Genomic DNA, 15419 nt, shown 5'->3' with positions numbered 1-15419 from the left:
GGTCCGGCTGGCGGCACAATGCGGGGCATGACAGACGCCACTTCCGCTTCCGCTTCCTCCGCCAGCCCGCCGTTCGCCGGCCTCACGCCCGAGTGCGTGCTCGACGCGCTCGACAGCGTGCTGATGCCGGCCGGCCTGCGCACCGACGGGCGCCTGCTCGCCCTCAACAGCTACGAAAACCGCGTCTACCAGGTCGGCATCGAAGACGGCCCGCCGGTCGTCGCGAAGTTCTATCGCCCGGCGCGCTGGTCCGACGACGCGATCCTCGAAGAGCATGCGTTCGTCGCCGAACTCGCCGCGCGCGAGATTCCGGCGGTGCCCGCGCGTGCCTTCGACGGCCGCACGCTGCATGCGTTCGACGGCTTCCGATTCTCGATCTTCGAGCGGCGCGGCGGCCGCGCACCCGATCTCGACCGCAGCGACACGCTCGAATGGCTCGGCCGCTTCATCGGCCGCATTCATGCGGTCGGCGCGACGCAGCCGTATGTCGCGCGTCCCGTGCTCGACATCGCCACGTTCGGCTACGAGCCGCGCGACTACCTGCTCGCGCACGATTTCATTCCGGATGACGTAAGACCGGCGTACGAGACCGCGGTCAAGCTCGCGCTCGAAGGCGTCGAGGCCGCGTTCGAGCGCGCCGGAGAGATCCGCCTGCTGCGCACGCACGGCGACTGTCATCCGAGCAACGTACTGTGGACCGATGCCGGCCCGCATTTCGTCGACTTCGACGACAGCCGGATGGCGCCGGCCGTGCAGGATCTGTGGCTGCTGCTGCCGGGCGATCGCGAAGGCGCATCGCGCGCGCTGGCCGACCTGCTCGCCGGCTACGAGGATTTCTGCGAATTCGAGCCGCGCGAGCTGCATCTGGTCGAAGCGCTGCGCACGCTGCGGCTGATCCACTATGCGGCGTGGCTCGCGCGGCGCTGGGACGATCCCGCGTTTCCGGCCGCCTTCCCGTGGTTCAACACGCATCGTTACTGGGAAGCGCGCGTGCTCGAACTGCGCGAGCAGATCGGCGCGATGCAGGAAGGGCCGCTCTGGCCCGTGTGACGTGTGGCGGCTGCATGCGCGGCATCCATGCCGCGCGGCAGCTTCGCCGGGGCCGCGGCGCGACGCGGCCCGCCCTCTCAGAACTTCAGCATCAGCTTGATCAACGCGGCGAAGCGCTTGCCGTACGGCGGTGCGAGCAGGTTGCGCGCGTTCAGCCGCGCCTGCGTGAGCACCGGCTTCATCTTCGAGAACGTCACGAAGCCGTCGTAGCCGTGATACGCGCCCATGCCGCTCGCGCCGACGCCGCCGAACGGCAAGCTGCCGCACGCGATGTGCATCAGCGTTTCGTTGATCGACACGCCGCCCGAGACCGTTTCGCGCATCACGCGGTCGATCGTGCCGCCATCCTCGTCGAACAGGTATAGCGCGAGCGGACGCGGGCGCGCATTGACGTACGCAATCGCTTCGTCGAGCCGTTCGTACGGCACGAGCGGCAGCAGCGGCCCGAAGATTTCCTCCTGCATCAGTGGCGACGCGGCCGGCACCTGCGTGACCGCGCACGGCACGAAGCGGCGCGACACCGGATCGGACTGCGCGTCGGACAGCGGATGCAGCTGCGCGCCGGCGGCCTGCGCATCGCTTGCCAGTTGCTGCAGGCGTGCGTAGTGACGCGGCGACACGATCGTCGTGTAGTCGCCGTTGGTCGACAGGTCCGGATACAGCTTCGCGAAGCGGGCCCGCGCGCGTTCGATGAACGCGCCTTCCATGCCGCGCGGCAGCAGCACGTAGTCGGGCGCGATGCAGGTCTGGCCGGCGTTCAGCGTCTTGCCGGCGACGATCGCGTCGACGGCCGCGTCGAAGCGCGCATTCGGGCCGACGATCGCCGGCGACTTGCCGCCGAGTTCCAGCGTGACGGGCGTGAGGTTGTCGGCGGCCGCGCGCATCACGTGGCGGCCGACCTGCGTCGAGCCGGTGAACAGCAGATGGTCGAACGGCAGTGCGCTGAACGCGGCGCCGACTTCCGCGTCGCCGTTCACGACCGCGACGTGGTCGCGCGTGAAGGTCTTGCCGATCAGTTGCTCGAACAGCGCCGACGTGCGCGGCGTCAGTTCGGACATCTTGATGATCGCGCGGTTGCCGGCGGCGAGCGCGCAGATCAGCGGGCCCGCGGCGAGCAGCACCGGGTAGTTCCACGGCACGACGATGCCGACCACGCCGAGCGGTTGCGGAATCACCTTCGCGCGCGCCGGGCGCAGCCACTTGTTCATCGGCTTGCGGATCGGCTTCATCCAGCGCTTGCCGTGCGTCAGCGCATCGTCGATCTCTTCCTTCGCCATCCAGATTTCCGACAGCAGCACTTCCTGCTTCGCGCGATGGCCGAAATCGGCGCTGATTGCGTCGGCGAGCGCATCCGCGTGATCGATCAGCATCGTGCGCAGCGCGCGCAGGTGCTGCGCGCGCGTGTCCCATGCCGGGTACGGTGCGCGCAGGTACGCCGCGCGCTGGTCGTGCAGCAGCGACGTCAGCGCATCGACCGACGGCAGTGCTTGCGGGGCCAGTTCGGGCAGGTCGTTCTTCATGTCGTCTCCTCCAGTTGGGCCTGGCTGATCGGCCGGCCGTCACGCCGCACGCGCACGCTCGGCGAGCGCGGCGACGCGGATCGGGTGATGCGTGTCGCCCGGCGCGGGGCCGGATGCGACGGGTGCTCGAAAACCGGTTTCAGCGCGCGGCAAGCGTCGTATCCGCGCGACGGTGTCCGCGTCCGAACGTCGTGCCGCACGGCATGCGCATACGAGCCGATACGGTGACGCGCGGGCACGCGATGCCGTCTCGCGATCGTCTGCCGGTGTACCGCGGCGGCGCAGCGCGACAGATCCGCGGCGGTGGCTCGCCGCGGATCGTTCGGCGGCGGCGACACACCGTCCAAACGGTCGGCGACGACACGTGCCGTTCGATTTCCACCGACTGCGCGCATGGCGCCGTGCATCGTCGCGCGGGCCGCCGTTTGAAATGAAATGCGGGCCGCGCGCGTGACCGCCGGATCACCCGGTCGGCACGCGGCCGGCAGGCGTTGGCGCTGCATCGTCGTTCCTCCCGTTTCGCGACGAATCGGCTTCTCGTGGCCGGTGCATCGCGCGACGCGACTCGATACATCTTAAATTTAGTTCACGCGGGCGTTTAGAGGAATCGCTCTTGAATCGGCGCGCCGCGCACGGGACGGCCATTCCTACAATGCCCCGAGGGTCTGTTTGCAGATGGCAACCCCAAATTAAAAAATCATGTAACGGGAATGCCCGAAATCGCCCGTATGGCGGCGTCGCTCGTCGCTTGTTTGGCTCGGCCAAACGGCGCTCCTCGCTCCTTGCCCTACGGGCGATTTCGGGCATTCGCATGCGTGTTCCATCTGCAAACAGACCCTCCAGAGGAGACGCGGTCGCGCGGCGGTGCCGGGCGCCTTCCATGACACGACGGAGACGTGACATGCAATACGACTACATCATCGTCGGCGGCGGCTCGGGCGGCGCGAGCCTCGCCGGCCTTCTCGCCGATGCCTGCCCCGATGCGACGATCGCGCTGATCGAGGCCGGCTCGCATACGGAGCGCAACCTGCTCGTCAACATGCCGGTCGGCATCGCGGCGCTGGTGCCGTTCAAGCTCGGCACCAACTACGGCTACGAGACGGTGCCGCAGCCGGGCCTCGGCGGGCGGCGCGGTTATCAGCCGCGCGGGCGCGGGATGGGCGGCTCGAGCGCGATCAACGCGATGATCTACACGCGCGGTCACCCGACCGACTACGACGAGTGGGCGCAGCTCGGCGCGACGGGCTGGGGTTGGCAGGACGTGCTGCCGTATTTCCGCCGCGCGGAAGGCAACGAACGCGGCGCGGACGCATGGCACGGCGCGGACGGGCCGCTGTCGGTATCGGATCTGCGCTTTCGCAATCCGTTCTCCGAACGATTCATCCAGGCCGCGCACGCGGCCGGCTATCCGCTGAACGACGACTTCAACGGGGCGACGCAGGAAGGCGTCGGCTTCTATCAGGTCACGCATCGCGACGGCTCGCGCTGCAGCGTGGCGCGTGCGTACATTTACGGCCGCAACCGGCCGAACCTGCACGTGGTCCCCGATGCGACGGTGCTGCGCGTCGGCTTCGACGGCAAGCGCGCGGTCGGCGTCGTCGTGTCGCGCAACGGGCGGGTCGAGACGCTCGGCGCGCGCGCGGAAGTGGTCCTGTCGGCCGGCGCGTTCAATTCGCCGCAACTGCTGATGTGTTCGGGGATCGGCCCGGCCGATCAGTTGCGCCGGCACGGGATCGCGGTCGTGCAGGATGCGCCGGACGTCGGCGCGAACCTGATCGACCACATCGACTTCATCATCAACACCCGCGTGAATTCGTCGGAACTGGTCGGCGTGTGCGTGCGCGGGATCGCGAAGATGACGCCCGCGCTCGTGCGCTATTTCTCGAGCCGCACGGGGATGATGACGAGCAACGTCGCGGAGGCCGGCGGCTTCATCAAGAGCGATCCGTCGCTCGCGCGGCCCGACCTGCAACTGCATTTCTGCACGGCGCTCGTCGACGATCACAACCGCAAGATGCACTGGGGTTTCGGCTATTCGCTGCACGTGTGCGCGCTGCGGCCGTTCAGCCGCGGCACGGTCGCGCTCGCGAGCGGCGATGCGCGCGACGCGCCGCTGATCGATCCGCGCTTCTTCAGCGATTCACGCGACCTCGACCTGCTGGTGCGCGGTACGCACGCGATGCGCCGCATCCTGTCGCAGGCGCCGCTCGCGTCGCACGGCGGGCGCGAGCTGTACACGCGGCCGGACCAGAGCGAAGCGGAGCTGCGCGCGACGATCGTCGCGCATGCGGACACGATCTATCACCCGGTCGGCACCTGCCGGATGGGCTCGGATGTGCGCGCGGTCGTCGATCCGCAACTGCGCGTGCGCGGCGTCGACGGGCTGCGGGTGGTGGATGCGTCGGTGATGCCGACGCTGGTCGGCGGGAACACGAATGCGCCGTCGGTGATGATCGGCGAACGCGCGGCGGACTTCATCGTCGCCGCGCGCAAGGGCGGCGTCCCGCGCGGCGAGGCGGCTGCCGCGGTGCACGGCCGCTGAACGCGGCGCGCGCACGGCAGCAGCAGCCCATGCTCAGGCAAACGTATCGACGAGGCCGGCGCGGTTCGCGCGCGCGGCGACCGGTGCGGATTGCGCGGCGTCGACGGGTGCATCGACGGCTGACGGTCCGCCGTTCCCGCGTCGCGGCGACTGGCCGCCGGCGAAGGTCTGCTGCGGGTTTTGCTGCTGTTGCTGCGAAGCGAAACCGCCGTCGCTGACGGTCGCGCTGCCGAGCCCGAGCCCGCCCGCTTCCATCGCTTCGCGCAGCTTCGGCAGCGCGGCTTCGACCGCGTCGCGCACCTGCGCGTGCTGCGACACGAACAGTGCGTGCGCATGGTTGTCCGCGACGCGCAGCACGACCTGCAGCGGCCCGAGATCGGGCGGGTTGAGCGTCAGCTCGGCGCTCTGCTGGTGCGCATTCGACAGGAACACCACCTTCTGGCTCAGCGCATCCGTCCAGTCGGCCGTGCCGACGTGCGGCGCGAGCACGTGCGCGTTGGCGGCGGCGATCGCGCCGGCTGCCGGCGACAGTTGCAGGTTCGCCTGCGCGGCGGCGGCAGCCGTTGCGCCGGCCGCGAGCGTCGCGCTGGCGGCCGGGTCCGTCGCGTTGCTGGCCGCCGCGAGCGCGTGCTGGACGCCGGACTGCGCGTTCGCGTCGGCCTGCAGTGTCTGCGCGGTGATCTGGGTCGGCGTCGGTTGCGTGGCGAGCGCGCCTTTCGCGTCGGCGAGCGTGCGGTCGAAGGTCGGCACTTTCGGCGTCAGCGGTGCGGCGGCGTTCGATGCGGTTGCGGCCGGCGTCGTCGGCGTGGCGGCGGCGGTCGCGCCGGTCGCCGGCATCGCGATCGCGCCCGCGCCGCCCGTCAGCTTGGCGAGCGCCGCTTGCAGCGCGTCGCGGCTCGATGCCGGGTCGGTCGGTTGGGTGGCCGCGTCCTGGGCTGCATGATCGGCGAGCGTCGCCGTGGCGTCCGGCTGGCCGGACACGGCCGTCTTTTGCGTCGTGGCCGCGGCGGCAACGGCCGCGGCGGTCGCCGCGTCGGCCGGCGTCGCGGTGTCCGGGCGCGCCTGCAATTGCGCCTGCACGGCCGCGGCGGCCGCAAGCGCGGCGGCGTCGGGGTTGACGGCGGCGTTCGCGGTCGTGTCGTCGGTCGCCTTGTCGTCATCCGTGCCGGACGGTTTCGCGCCGGCGGCCGGCTTCGACGCAGCCTGTTGGGTCGACGCGTCCGGCGTGCCGGCGTTGGCCGTATCGCCGCGCGTGGCGACGCTTTGCTTGAGCGTCTGCGCGAACGGCGCGGCGCTCGTGGCGGCCGACGCATCGTTGGCGGCGGACGAACCCGAGCCGCGGGCGGCCTTGAGTGCGGCGCCGGCGGTGTCGAGCAGCGCGCCGAGCAGGGGCAGGGGAGGCATGACGGTTCTCTCGTTCGAATGCGGTGGTCGGTTACGACGAACGGGCCGCGTCGGCCCGCATGCGCAGGATCTTCGCGGCGTGTTCGTCGGCGTCGCGCTGTTCGCGCCGGGCGTCGCGCTGTGCTTCCTGCGCGACGCCGCGCGCCTGCAGGATTTCATACGAGCCGACGGTACGTTTCTTCTGCTGCCAGTTCGGACGCGCCTCGTCGATGCGGACGTCGGCCGCGGCGAGCACGCTGCGCTGCTGCGCGATCGCGGCATCGAGCGTGTCGATGAACGCCTGGAAATTGCGCCAGTTGCCGGCCGGCATCCCGCTTTGCGCGGATTGCGCGAAGCGCGCGTGATATTCGTCGCGATAGCGCAGCAGCGCGTCGAGCTGTTCGGCCGCCGCGGTGCGGTCGCGCTGCGCGGTGCCGAGCTGCTTCGCGGCCGAGTCGAGGTCGTCCTGCGCACGGTCGAGCAGCAACTGAAGGGGAAAGCCGTGGGCCATCGGGATCAGCCTCCGTAAGCGTCGAACAGCGCATCGAGCGCAGTGAGGCTCGATGCGAACGGCGCGCATTCGCGAAAGCCTTGCTGCAGGAACGCCTCGATGCGCGGGTAGAGCGCGATCGCGCGGTCGAGCTGCGCGTCGCGGCCGGGGGCGTACGCGCCGACCGCGATCAGGTCGCGGTTGCGCTGGTAGCGCGACAGCATCTGCTTGAACTGCCGCACATGGTCGAGATGCGTTTCGTCGATCAGCGCGGTCATCGCGCGGCTGATCGACGCTTCGATGTCGATCGCGGGATAGTGGCCGGCCTCGGCGAGCGCGCGCGACAGCACGATGTGGCCGTCGAGGATCGCGCGCGCCGAATCGGCGATCGGGTCCTGCTGGTCGTCGCCTTCGGTCAGCACCGTGTAGAACGCGGTGATCGAGCCGCCGCCTTCGGGCCCGTTGCCGGTGCGCTCGACGAGCGCGGGCAGCTTCGCGAACACCGACGGCGGATACCCCTTGGTCGCGGGCGGCTCGCCGATCGCCAGCGCGATCTCGCGCTGCGCCATCGCGTAGCGCGTCAGCGAATCCATCAGCAGCAGCACGTGCTTGCCCTGGTCGCGGAAATACTCGGCGAGCGACGTCGCGTACGCGGCGCCCTGCATCCGCAGCAGCGGCGACACGTCGGCCGGCGCCGCGACGACGACCGAGCGCGCGAGCCCGTCCTCGCCGAGGATCTGTTCGATGAATTCCTTCACTTCGCGGCCGCGTTCGCCGATCAGCCCGATCACGATCACTTCCGCGCTCGTGTAGCGCGCCATCGTGCCGAGCAGCACCGACTTGCCGACGCCGGAGCCCGCGAACAGGCCCATCCGCTGGCCGCGGCCGACGGTGAGCAGCGCGTTGATCGCGCGCACGCCGACGTCGAGCACGTGGTGGATCGGTTCGCGATCGAGCGGGTTGATCGACGGCGCCGACAGCGGCGCATCGACTTTCGACGCGAGCGGGCCGAGGCCGTCGAGCGGGCGGCCCGACGCGTCGACGACGCGCCCGAGCATCTCCCAGCCGACCGGCAGCCGCTTCGCGCCCGCGAGCGGATCGGCGACGGGCGCGCTTTCGCGCGGCCACACGCGTGCGCCGGGCAAGACGCCTGCGACGTCGGTGGTCGGCATCAGGAACAGGCGGTCGCCGGCGAAGCCGACGACTTCCGCTTCCGCGTGCGGCAGCGTGCTGCCGGGCGGCAGTTCGATCGTGCATTCTGCGCCGACCGACAGGCGCAGCCCGATCGCCTCGAGCACGAGGCCGGCCGCGCGCGTGAGGCGCCCGCACGGGCGCAGCGGCAGCGCGTGGTGGCTGCGCGCGGCGAGCCCGTTCAGGTGCGTGCGCCAGTGCGCGAGATGCGGGTTGTGCGGCGCGCGCGGGGCGGCGGCGACGCTGGCGGACGCGGGGTGCGGCGTGGCATCGTGCGCGGCCGCCGGCCCGAACGACGCGAGCGCGAGCTCGCGTTCGAGCGGCGTCATGCCGTCGTGCGCGAGCGCGTCGGGCGAGCGCGTCACCACGTGCTCACCTTGCCGATCGCGGCGGCGACGCGCTGCCAGCGCGTGGGCAGCGTCGCGTCGACCTCGCCGGTCGCGGCGTGCGCGCGGCAGCCGCCGCGCTCGATCGACGCGTCGGTGCGCACGTTCCAGCCGAGCGTGTCGAGATCGTCCTGCAGATACGCTTCGACGACGGGCAGGTCGGCCGGATTGACCGCGAGATGCGGCGCGCCGGACAGCGCGGGTTCGGCCGCGAGCACGTCGCGCACGGCGGCGACCAGTGCGGCCGGGTCGTGCTTCACGTGCTGGCGCACGACCTGTTGCGCGATGTCGAGCGCGAGTTGCGCGAGGTCGGACGCGAGATCGTGTTCGACGGTCGCCACGGCTTCGCGGAACGACGCGGCGAGCGCCGCGAGCTGCGCGGCCTGTTCGCGTGCGTCGGCCTGGCCGGCCTCGAAGCCCTGTTCGCGGCCCTGCTCGAAACCGGCCTGGTAGCCGCGCGCCTGGCCTTCGACGTGGCCGGCCGCATGGCCTTCGGCGTGCGCGGCGTCGCGCACGCGCTGCAATTCCTCGGCGAGCGCGGCCGCAGCGGCCGCCGCGTCGTCGGGCGGCGGCGGGGGCGGCGGCGGGTCGAACGACGCCATCTCCCACCGCTGGTATGCGGTGAGGGTGCCCACGCGATCGCTCGCCGAATCAGACATACGCGTCTTCCGCCTTGCCGCCGATCGCGATCGCGCCGCTCTCGGCCAGGTTGCGCACGATCTGCAGGATGCGGCGCTGCTGCGTCTCGACGTCGGACACGCGTACCGGGCCGCGTGCGTCGAGATCCTCGGCGAGCAGTTCGGCCGCGCGCTGCGACATGTTCGCGAGGAACTTCTGACGCAGCGCGGGCGGTGCGCCCTTCAACGCGATGATCAGCGTTTCCGACTCGACTTCCTTCAGGATCATCTGGATCGCGCGATCCTCGAGGTCGAGCAGGTTCTCGAACACGAACATCTGGTCGATAATCTTCTGCGCGAGATCGGCGTCGTACTGGCGCACGCTTTCGAGCACGCCTTCCTCGTGCACGCTGGTCATGAAGTTCAGGATCTCGGCCGCGGTGCGGATGCCGCCCATCGGGCTGCGCTTCAGGTTGTCGCTGCCGGACAGCAGGCCCGTCAGCACGTCGTCGAGCTCGCGCAGCGCGGCCGGCTGGATGCCGTCGAGCGTCGCGATCCGCAGCAGCACGTCGTTACGCAGCCGTTCGGTGAAGCACGATGCGATTTCGGACGCCTGGTCGCGGTCGAGGTGCACGAGGATCGTCGCGATGATCTGCGGATGCTCGTTCTTGATCAGTTCGGCCACCGCGGCCGAATCCATCCATTTGAGGCCCTCGATGCCGCTCGTGTCGCTGCCCTGCAGGATGCGGTCGATCAGCACGCCGGCCTTGTCCTCGCCGAGCGCCTTCGTCAGCACCGAGCGGATGTACTCGTTGGAATCGAGCGACAGCGCGGTGTGCTGCTCGGCTTCCTTCACGAATTCCTGCAGCACGTCCTCGACCTGCTCGCGCGTGACGTTCTTCAGCGCGGCCATCGCCACGCCGATCTTCTGGACCTCGCGCGGCGCGAGGAACTTGAATACCTGCGCGGCCTCTTCCTCGCCGATCGACATCAGCAGCAGCGCGCTCTTGGTCAAGCCTTCAGCGTTCATCGGACACCCAGTTCTTCACGACGGTGGCGACGATCTTCGGATCCTGGCGGGCGATCGTGCGCGCGTAGTCGAGGTTGCGTTCGTAGCGGTTCTTCTCGTTTTCGAAGCCGAGCAGCAGCGGATCGGCTTCGTCGGCTGGCTTCTCCAGCGCGGGCAGGCCGTCGAGCGCGACCGTGTCTTCCGGCGCGGCGAGCGCCGGCGCGGCCGGCTCGGGCGGCGGGAACGCGCGGCGCATCGCCGGGCGCACGAACATGAAGTAGAGCGCCGCCGCGGCCGCTGCGATGCCGAGCCACTTCGCGGCTTCCTTCGCCATCGCGATCACGTCGGGTTGGCGCCACCACGGCAGGTCGGCGTACGGGTCGCTCACGGTCGAGAACGCGCTGTTCACGACGTTGACCGAGTCGCCGCGCTTCGCGTCGTAGCCCATCGCATCCTTCACGAGCTGTTCGACCTGCGCGAGCTTCGCGGGCGGCAGCGGCTGCATCGTCACGTGGCCCTTCGCGTCGGCGACCGGCTGGTAGTTGACGACGACCGCGACCGACAGCCGCTTCACGCTGCCCATCGGCTGTTCGGTATGGCGGATCGTCTTGTCGAGCTCGTAGTTGGTCGTCTGGTCCTTGCGGTCGCTGACCGGCGTGGTCTGCGGCCCGTTCTGGCCGTTGCCCGCGACGATCGGCGCGGAGGCCGGCTGCGGCGGCGTGTTCGACAGCGCGCCCGGCACGCCCGACGCGCCGCCCTGCGCGAGTTCGGTCGCGCTGCTGGTCTGCTGGCTGCGGATCGCGGATTGCTGCGGATTGCCGTTCGGGCCGTAGCTTTCCGACGTCTGTTCGATCTTCGAGAAATCGAGATCGGCGCTGACCTGCGAGCGCGCGTTGCCGGCGCCGAAGATCGGCGCGAGGATCGCGTCGATGCGCTTCTGCGTGTTGTGCTCGACCTGCTGCACGTACTTGAGCTGGCTCGCGTCGAGGCCGGACGCGGACGCGGTCTGGGTCAGCAGGTTGCCGTCCTGGTCGACGATCGTCACGTTCTTGGCCGGCATGTCGGGCACGCCGGACGACACCATCCGCGTGATCGCCTGCACCTGGCCCTCGTCGAGCACGCGGCCCGGGTAGAGGTCGACGAACACCGACGCGCTCGGCGCTTCCTTATCGCGCACGAACACCGACGGCTTCGGGATCGCGAGGTGCACGCGCGCGCCGCGCACGGCGTTGATCGATTCGATGGTGCGCTGCAGCTCGCCTTCGAGCGCGCGCTGGTAGTTGATCTGCTCGGCGAACTGGCTGATGCCGAATTTCTGGTTGTCCATCAGCTCGAAGCCGACCGAGCCGCCCTTCGGCAGCCCCATCGCGGCGAGCTTCAGGCGCGTTTCGTGCACCTGGCCCGACGGCACGAGGATCGCGCCGCCGGCATCGGCGAACTTGTAGGGAACGTTTGCCTGCTGGAGCGCGGCGATGATCGCGCCGCCGTCGCGGTCCGACAGGTTGCTGTACAGCACGCGGTAGTCGGGCGCGCGGCTCCACAGCACGAGCGCGGTGATCGCGGCGATCGCGAACGCGACGGCGATCACGAACGGCAGCTTCGGGTTGCCCTTCATCCGCGAGATGCCGGGGATGCGTTCGGCGAAGCCGCCCAGCCCGAAGTCCGCGCCTGCGCCGCCCGCGCCCGGCAACGCGGCGGCCGCGGCGGCGCCTGGCGCCGGGCTGAGGCCCGCGCGGGCGTCTGGGTTGATCAGCGAGTTGGCCTGCGAATCCATGCGTCGAGTTTCTCCGGAGCGGGACGACTGAGCTCGCTCGGACGAGCGGGCGGACAATGACACGATGCGATTATCGTGACCCGCGGCGCACTCCGATCGACCGAAAAGAGCGGGGTTTCCCCCGTACTTTCGCGGCTTTGACGCGCGCCGCGCTGCTATCCTTTTTCGCGATCCGGCATGGTGCGCGTGGTGCGGCGCCGGCGGGTCGCCCGGTGCGTCCGGGTCTCTTCTCTAGGTTTGGGGGCAGCATGACTGCGAACGTCAGCGGAATCGGTTCGGTGTTGCAACAGATGCAGTCGATGGCCGCGCAGGCGTCCGGCGGCGTCGCGAGCCCGACGGCGGCGCTGGCCGGCTCGGGCGCGGCGACGGCCGGCACGTTCGCGAGCGCGATGAAGGCGTCGCTCGACAAGATCAGCGGCGACCAGCAGCACGCGCTCGGCGAGGCGAAGGCGTTCGAGGTCGGCGCGCCGAACATCTCGCTGAACGACGTGATGGTCGACATGCAGAAAGCCAACATCGGCTTCCAGTTCGGGCTCCAGGTCCGCAACAAGCTAGTGAGCGCTTACAACGACATCATGCAGATGGCGGTGTGAGGGGCCATCAGGCGATGGGCATCCGCGGGCGGGCATTCGGGGACGGCTAACCGGCGGCGGGCATCCAGGAATGGCTCCAGGCTTGCGGAACGGGGCCGGCGAGCCGGCATCGGCGGCCCCCGCGCACCTAAAGCTTTTCAAATCCCTTCCGATAACTGCGGTGAAGGCCGCACCGTGCGACGCACGGCGGCGGCTCCCGACCAGCCAACGCAAATAACAAGGAGAAGCGCATGTTTTCCCCAGGACACGCTGGAGCCAGTGCGTACGCGCGTGTCGGCGTCGAGACCGGGGTGATGGGCGCTTCCCCGCACCGGCTGATCGCGATGCTGTACCAGGGCGCGCGGCAGGCGATCGCGCTGGCGCGCATGCATTTGCAGCAGGACAACGTCGCCGGGCGCGGCGAAGCGATCGGCAAGGCGATCCGGATCGTCGAGAGCGGCCTGCAGGCGTCGCTGAACCGCGACGCGGGCGGCGAGATCGCCGAACGGCTCAATGCGCTGTACACCTATATCGGCCGGCGCCTGCTGGAAGCGAACGCGCAGGCGAGCGACGCGATGCTGATCGAGGTCGACGGCTTGCTCGCGACGCTCGAGGAAGCATGGACGGGCATCGCCCCGGAAGTCGCGCGGATGGCCGCGCAACAGGTAGCGGAAGCATCACGATGAATCACAAGGCCGAATACTTCGCGCGTTACGAGGCGCTCGCCGCCGTGTCGGGCCGGATGCTGTGCGCCGCGCGCGGCGCCGACTGGAACGCGTTGCCGGAGTTGCAGGCCGAATTCATGCAACTCGTCGACGGGTTGAAGCAGGCCGATCCGGCCGTCGTGCTCGACGAATCGGATCTCGGCCGCAAGCTCGACCTGATCCGCCGCATCCTGGCCGACGACGCCGCGATCCGCGATCTCGCGAGCCCGGACGTCGCGCGGCTGTCCGCGCTGTTCGAGGCGCGGCGCTCGACCCAGGTATTGACCGATCTTTATCGCGCGCGCGGGTAGGGCCGTGCGCCGGGCGACCGGCGCGAGGCGCCCGGACCCGGCGCCGCACGCGGCGCGCGCTGTTCCCGTGTGCGGCGCCGGCGTGCCGCGCGGATTCGCAACCCGTTGGCTGAGCTGAGCAGGCCCCGATCATGACCGGTATCGACTCCGTTGCGGCCGCGCTGCTGGCGAGCCGCCTCGACAGCCTGCTGACCGGCACCGTCGCGGCGTCCGCCGGCGGCGGCGCGACCGCGCAGGTCGGCACGCCGGGCGCCGGCGCGTCGTCCTCGCCGCCGGCCGGCAGCCCGCCCGCCGCGCCGCCGGCTTCCACGCAGACCGCGCTGTCCGATGTCGGACGCGTGCTCGACGCGATCTCGCGCTCGGGCGGCGATGCGACGCCGGCGATCGTCGGCCGGCTGCCGCTGCTCGCCGATCCGGCCGTGCTGCTCACCGATACGCCGGTGCCCGCGCCGACGCCCGCGCCGGCTGCGTCCGCACCCACCGGGGCTTCCACGCCGGCTTCCGCTCAAGCGTCGTCCGCCGCGGCGACGCGCGAAGCGGCCGCGCCGCCGCCGGTCGCGGCGTTGCGTGCGGCGTTGGCGCAGACCGTGAGCGAAAGCGGCCTCTTCTACGAATCCCATCTCGCGCAGTGGCTGGCCGGCCAGCGTCCGCTCGCGGCGCTGATGCGCGAGCCGCAGGCACGCCTCGCGACCGCGCTCGCGCCGGCCGACCCGACAGTCGTCCCGCACGACTCGACCGACGTGCTCGACGAACTGCTCGCGCAGCGCCCGCCGCTGCCGGCCGCCGCGCGGGCCAGCGCGCCACCGTCGGCCCAGGGCGGCGCATCGGCGCGCGACCCCGCGCAGGCCGCACCGGCAGCAGCCCGGCCGGGCACGTCGTTGCCGCCCGATACCGCCGATCCGCTGGCTGCGCACGCCGATACGCGCTGGACGCCCGCGCGCGCCGAGCTGGCCGCCGCATCGTCCGATCCGCAGGCGCAGCCGCTCGCGACCGTGCATCCGGCCGCCGTGCCGCTCGTTCGGCAGCAGCTCGATGCGCTCGCGACCGACCAGTTTCGCTGGACCGGCGAGGCGTGGCCCGGTGCGCGGCTCGACTGGACGATCGAACCCGACGAGCCGGGCCACCGCGCGCCGCGCGGCGGCGGCGACGACACGGGCGACGGCATCGCGTGGCGCACGCGCCTCACGTTGACGCTGCCGTCGCTCGGCACGGTCGATGCCGAACTGGTGCTGAACGGCGCGCAGCTCGTCGCCCGGCTGCGCGCGAACCAGACGGGCGCCGACCGTCTCACGCGCCACGAAGCCGCGCTGCGGCAGCGGCTCGAAGGCTCGGGGCTCAAGGTGGGCGGGCTGTCGATCCGCGCGGTCGACGACGGGCCGGACGGCTTCGACCTGTTCGCCGCCCAGGCCGCCGCCGCCGCGTATGCGCGCGGTGCGGCCGGCGGCCCCGATGCGCGGGTGCCGGGCGACGATGACGAGGCGCTGCGATGAGCATGACGTCCCGCAAGCGCGCGGCCGCGCTCGTCTACGACCCGAAAGGCGGCGATGCGGCGCCGCGCGTGGTCGCGAAGGGCTATGGCGTGCTCGCCGAGATGATCGTCGCGCGCGCGCACGATGCGGGGCTGTACGTGCACACGGCGCCGGAGATGGTGTCGCTGCTGATGCAGGTCGATCTCGACGACCGGATTCCGCCGCAGCTCTATCAGGCGGTCGCCGACCTGCTCGCGTGGCTGTACGCGCTCGATCGCACCGAGCCTGCGCCGGATGGCGTCGCGCCGCGTTTTCCGTTGCCGCCGTTGCGCTGAACGGCCTGCCGTCGGGCGGCTTCTTGCGGATGGCAGTCCGTGGTCAGCGGGATGGTTCCGCCGACA

Annotated in this window: 15 protein-coding genes; 7 read left to right on the top strand and 8 right to left on the bottom strand. The window is 70.8% G+C overall.

Translation table 11 applies throughout. The annotated features are described in order from the left end of the window. Positions 1-27 precede the first annotated feature (27 nt). Entirely contained in the window at positions 28-1050 is a 1023-nt protein-coding gene (locus JYG37_RS01670) for a serine/threonine protein kinase (RefSeq protein ID WP_124631157.1), read from the top strand. A 77-nt stretch (positions 1051-1127) separates the two neighbouring features. On the opposite strand, the gene JYG37_RS01665 is transcribed toward JYG37_RS01670, so the two are convergent. Then, a complete protein-coding gene (locus tag JYG37_RS01665; protein ID WP_124631158.1) occupies positions 1128-2570 on the bottom strand; it encodes a coniferyl aldehyde dehydrogenase in 1443 nt (480 codons plus the stop codon). Next, positions 2567-3073: a hypothetical protein gene (locus JYG37_RS01660; RefSeq protein ID WP_185731875.1), complete on the bottom strand. Its 507-nt coding sequence runs from the start codon at positions 3071-3073 to the stop codon at positions 2567-2569. Before JYG37_RS01660 ends, JYG37_RS01665 begins: the two co-directional genes overlap by 4 nt. A gap of 398 nt (positions 3074-3471) precedes the next feature. Between JYG37_RS01660 and JYG37_RS01655 the strand changes: the two genes are divergently transcribed. After that, a complete protein-coding gene (locus tag JYG37_RS01655) occupies positions 3472-5112 on the top strand; it encodes a GMC family oxidoreductase (protein ID WP_213345829.1) in 1641 nt (546 codons plus the stop codon). Between the two features lie 33 nt (positions 5113-5145). On the opposite strand, the gene JYG37_RS01650 is transcribed toward JYG37_RS01655, so the two are convergent. From JYG37_RS01650 to fliF, 6 genes are read right to left on the bottom strand one after another with little or no spacing between them, the layout of a single operon-like run. Continuing rightward, positions 5146-6516: a flagellar hook-length control protein FliK gene (locus JYG37_RS01650; protein WP_204383469.1), complete on the bottom strand. Its 1371-nt coding sequence runs from the start codon at positions 6514-6516 to the stop codon at positions 5146-5148. 31 nt (positions 6517-6547) lie between these two features. Further along, positions 6548-7006: a flagellar export protein FliJ gene (gene fliJ / locus JYG37_RS01645; protein WP_050014220.1), complete on the bottom strand. Its 459-nt coding sequence runs from the start codon at positions 7004-7006 to the stop codon at positions 6548-6550. A gap of 5 nt (positions 7007-7011) precedes the next feature. Then, positions 7012-8505, bottom strand: a complete 1494-nt coding sequence (gene fliI / locus JYG37_RS01640) for a flagellar protein export ATPase FliI (RefSeq protein WP_373452495.1) — start codon at positions 8503-8505, stop codon at positions 7012-7014. 32 nt (positions 8506-8537) lie between these two features. Continuing rightward, the gene (gene fliH, locus JYG37_RS01635; protein WP_050014222.1) at positions 8538-9221 is read right to left on the bottom strand and encodes a flagellar assembly protein FliH; all 684 of its coding nucleotides are present in this window, start codon (positions 9219-9221) and stop codon (positions 8538-8540) included. After that, positions 9214-10209, bottom strand: a complete 996-nt coding sequence (gene fliG / locus JYG37_RS01630; protein ID WP_050014223.1) for a flagellar motor switch protein FliG — start codon at positions 10207-10209, stop codon at positions 9214-9216. The genes fliH and fliG overlap by 8 nt, the downstream gene beginning before the upstream one ends. Continuing rightward, positions 10199-11962 (bottom strand): flagellar basal-body MS-ring/collar protein FliF, encoded by a 1764-nt coding sequence (fliF, locus tag JYG37_RS01625; protein WP_050014224.1) that lies wholly within the window; start codon positions 11960-11962, stop codon positions 10199-10201. The genes fliG and fliF overlap by 11 nt, the downstream gene beginning before the upstream one ends. A 248-nt stretch (positions 11963-12210) precedes the next feature. Between fliF and fliE the strand changes: the two genes are divergently transcribed. The 5 genes from fliE (at position 12211) to JYG37_RS01600 (ending at position 15353) form a co-directional block, all read left to right on the top strand. Then, positions 12211-12555, top strand: coding sequence for a flagellar hook-basal body complex protein FliE (fliE, locus tag JYG37_RS01620; RefSeq protein ID WP_050014225.1), 345 nt, complete (start codon positions 12211-12213; stop codon positions 12553-12555). 230 nt (positions 12556-12785) lie between these two features. Next, positions 12786-13220 carry a flagellar export chaperone FliS gene (gene fliS / locus JYG37_RS01615; RefSeq protein WP_050014226.1) on the top strand — a complete coding sequence of 145 codons (435 nt, stop codon included), beginning with the start codon at positions 12786-12788 and terminating at the stop codon, positions 13218-13220. After that, the gene (locus JYG37_RS01610) at positions 13217-13549 is read left to right on the top strand and encodes a flagellar protein FliT (protein ID WP_050014227.1); all 333 of its coding nucleotides are present in this window, start codon (positions 13217-13219) and stop codon (positions 13547-13549) included. Before fliS ends, JYG37_RS01610 begins: the two co-directional genes overlap by 4 nt. Positions 13550-13680: 131 nt before the next feature. After that, a complete protein-coding gene (fliK, locus tag JYG37_RS01605) occupies positions 13681-15039 on the top strand; it encodes a flagellar hook-length control protein FliK (RefSeq protein WP_213345828.1) in 1359 nt (452 codons plus the stop codon). Then, positions 15036-15353, top strand: a complete 318-nt coding sequence (locus tag JYG37_RS01600; protein WP_050014230.1) for an EscU/YscU/HrcU family type III secretion system export apparatus switch protein — start codon at positions 15036-15038, stop codon at positions 15351-15353. Before fliK ends, JYG37_RS01600 begins: the two co-directional genes overlap by 4 nt. Positions 15354-15419: the final 66 nt, after the last annotated feature.

The sequence above is a fragment of the Burkholderia sp. LAS2 genome, assembly GCF_018417615.1.
Classification (GTDB): Bacteria; Pseudomonadota; Gammaproteobacteria; order Burkholderiales; family Burkholderiaceae; genus Burkholderia; species Burkholderia sola.
This window is presented reverse-complemented; position numbering and strand designations above follow the sequence as displayed.

Excerpts from the sequence above, each read along its gene's own strand:
- fliH (WP_050014222.1), bottom strand. The coding sequence starts at position 9,221 with ATGTCTGATTCGGCGAGCGATCGCGTGGGCACCCTCACCGCATACCAG.
- JYG37_RS01655 (WP_213345829.1), top strand. The coding sequence starts at position 3,472 with ATGCAATACGACTACATCATCGTCGGCGGCGGCTCGGGCGGCGCGAGC.
- JYG37_RS01660 (WP_185731875.1), bottom strand. The coding sequence starts at position 3,073 with ATGCAGCGCCAACGCCTGCCGGCCGCGTGCCGACCGGGTGATCCGGCG.
- fliK (WP_213345828.1), top strand. The coding sequence starts at position 13,681 with ATGACCGGTATCGACTCCGTTGCGGCCGCGCTGCTGGCGAGCCGCCTC.
- fliE (WP_050014225.1), top strand. The coding sequence starts at position 12,211 with ATGACTGCGAACGTCAGCGGAATCGGTTCGGTGTTGCAACAGATGCAG.
- fliS (WP_050014226.1), top strand. The coding sequence starts at position 12,786 with ATGTTTTCCCCAGGACACGCTGGAGCCAGTGCGTACGCGCGTGTCGGC.
- JYG37_RS01665 (WP_124631158.1), bottom strand. The coding sequence starts at position 2,570 with ATGAAGAACGACCTGCCCGAACTGGCCCCGCAAGCACTGCCGTCGGTC.
- JYG37_RS01600 (WP_050014230.1), top strand. The coding sequence starts at position 15,036 with ATGAGCATGACGTCCCGCAAGCGCGCGGCCGCGCTCGTCTACGACCCG.
- JYG37_RS01670 (WP_124631157.1), top strand. The coding sequence starts at position 28 with ATGACAGACGCCACTTCCGCTTCCGCTTCCTCCGCCAGCCCGCCGTTC.
- fliF (WP_050014224.1), bottom strand. The coding sequence starts at position 11,962 with ATGGATTCGCAGGCCAACTCGCTGATCAACCCAGACGCCCGCGCGGGC.
- JYG37_RS01610 (WP_050014227.1), top strand. The coding sequence starts at position 13,217 with ATGAATCACAAGGCCGAATACTTCGCGCGTTACGAGGCGCTCGCCGCC.
- JYG37_RS01650 (WP_204383469.1), bottom strand. The coding sequence starts at position 6,516 with ATGCCTCCCCTGCCCCTGCTCGGCGCGCTGCTCGACACCGCCGGCGCC.
- fliG (WP_050014223.1), bottom strand. The coding sequence starts at position 10,209 with ATGAACGCTGAAGGCTTGACCAAGAGCGCGCTGCTGCTGATGTCGATC.
- fliJ (WP_050014220.1), bottom strand. The coding sequence starts at position 7,006 with ATGGCCCACGGCTTTCCCCTTCAGTTGCTGCTCGACCGTGCGCAGGAC.
- fliI (WP_373452495.1), bottom strand. The coding sequence starts at position 8,505 with ATGACGCCGCTCGAACGCGAGCTCGCGCTCGCGTCGTTCGGGCCGGCG.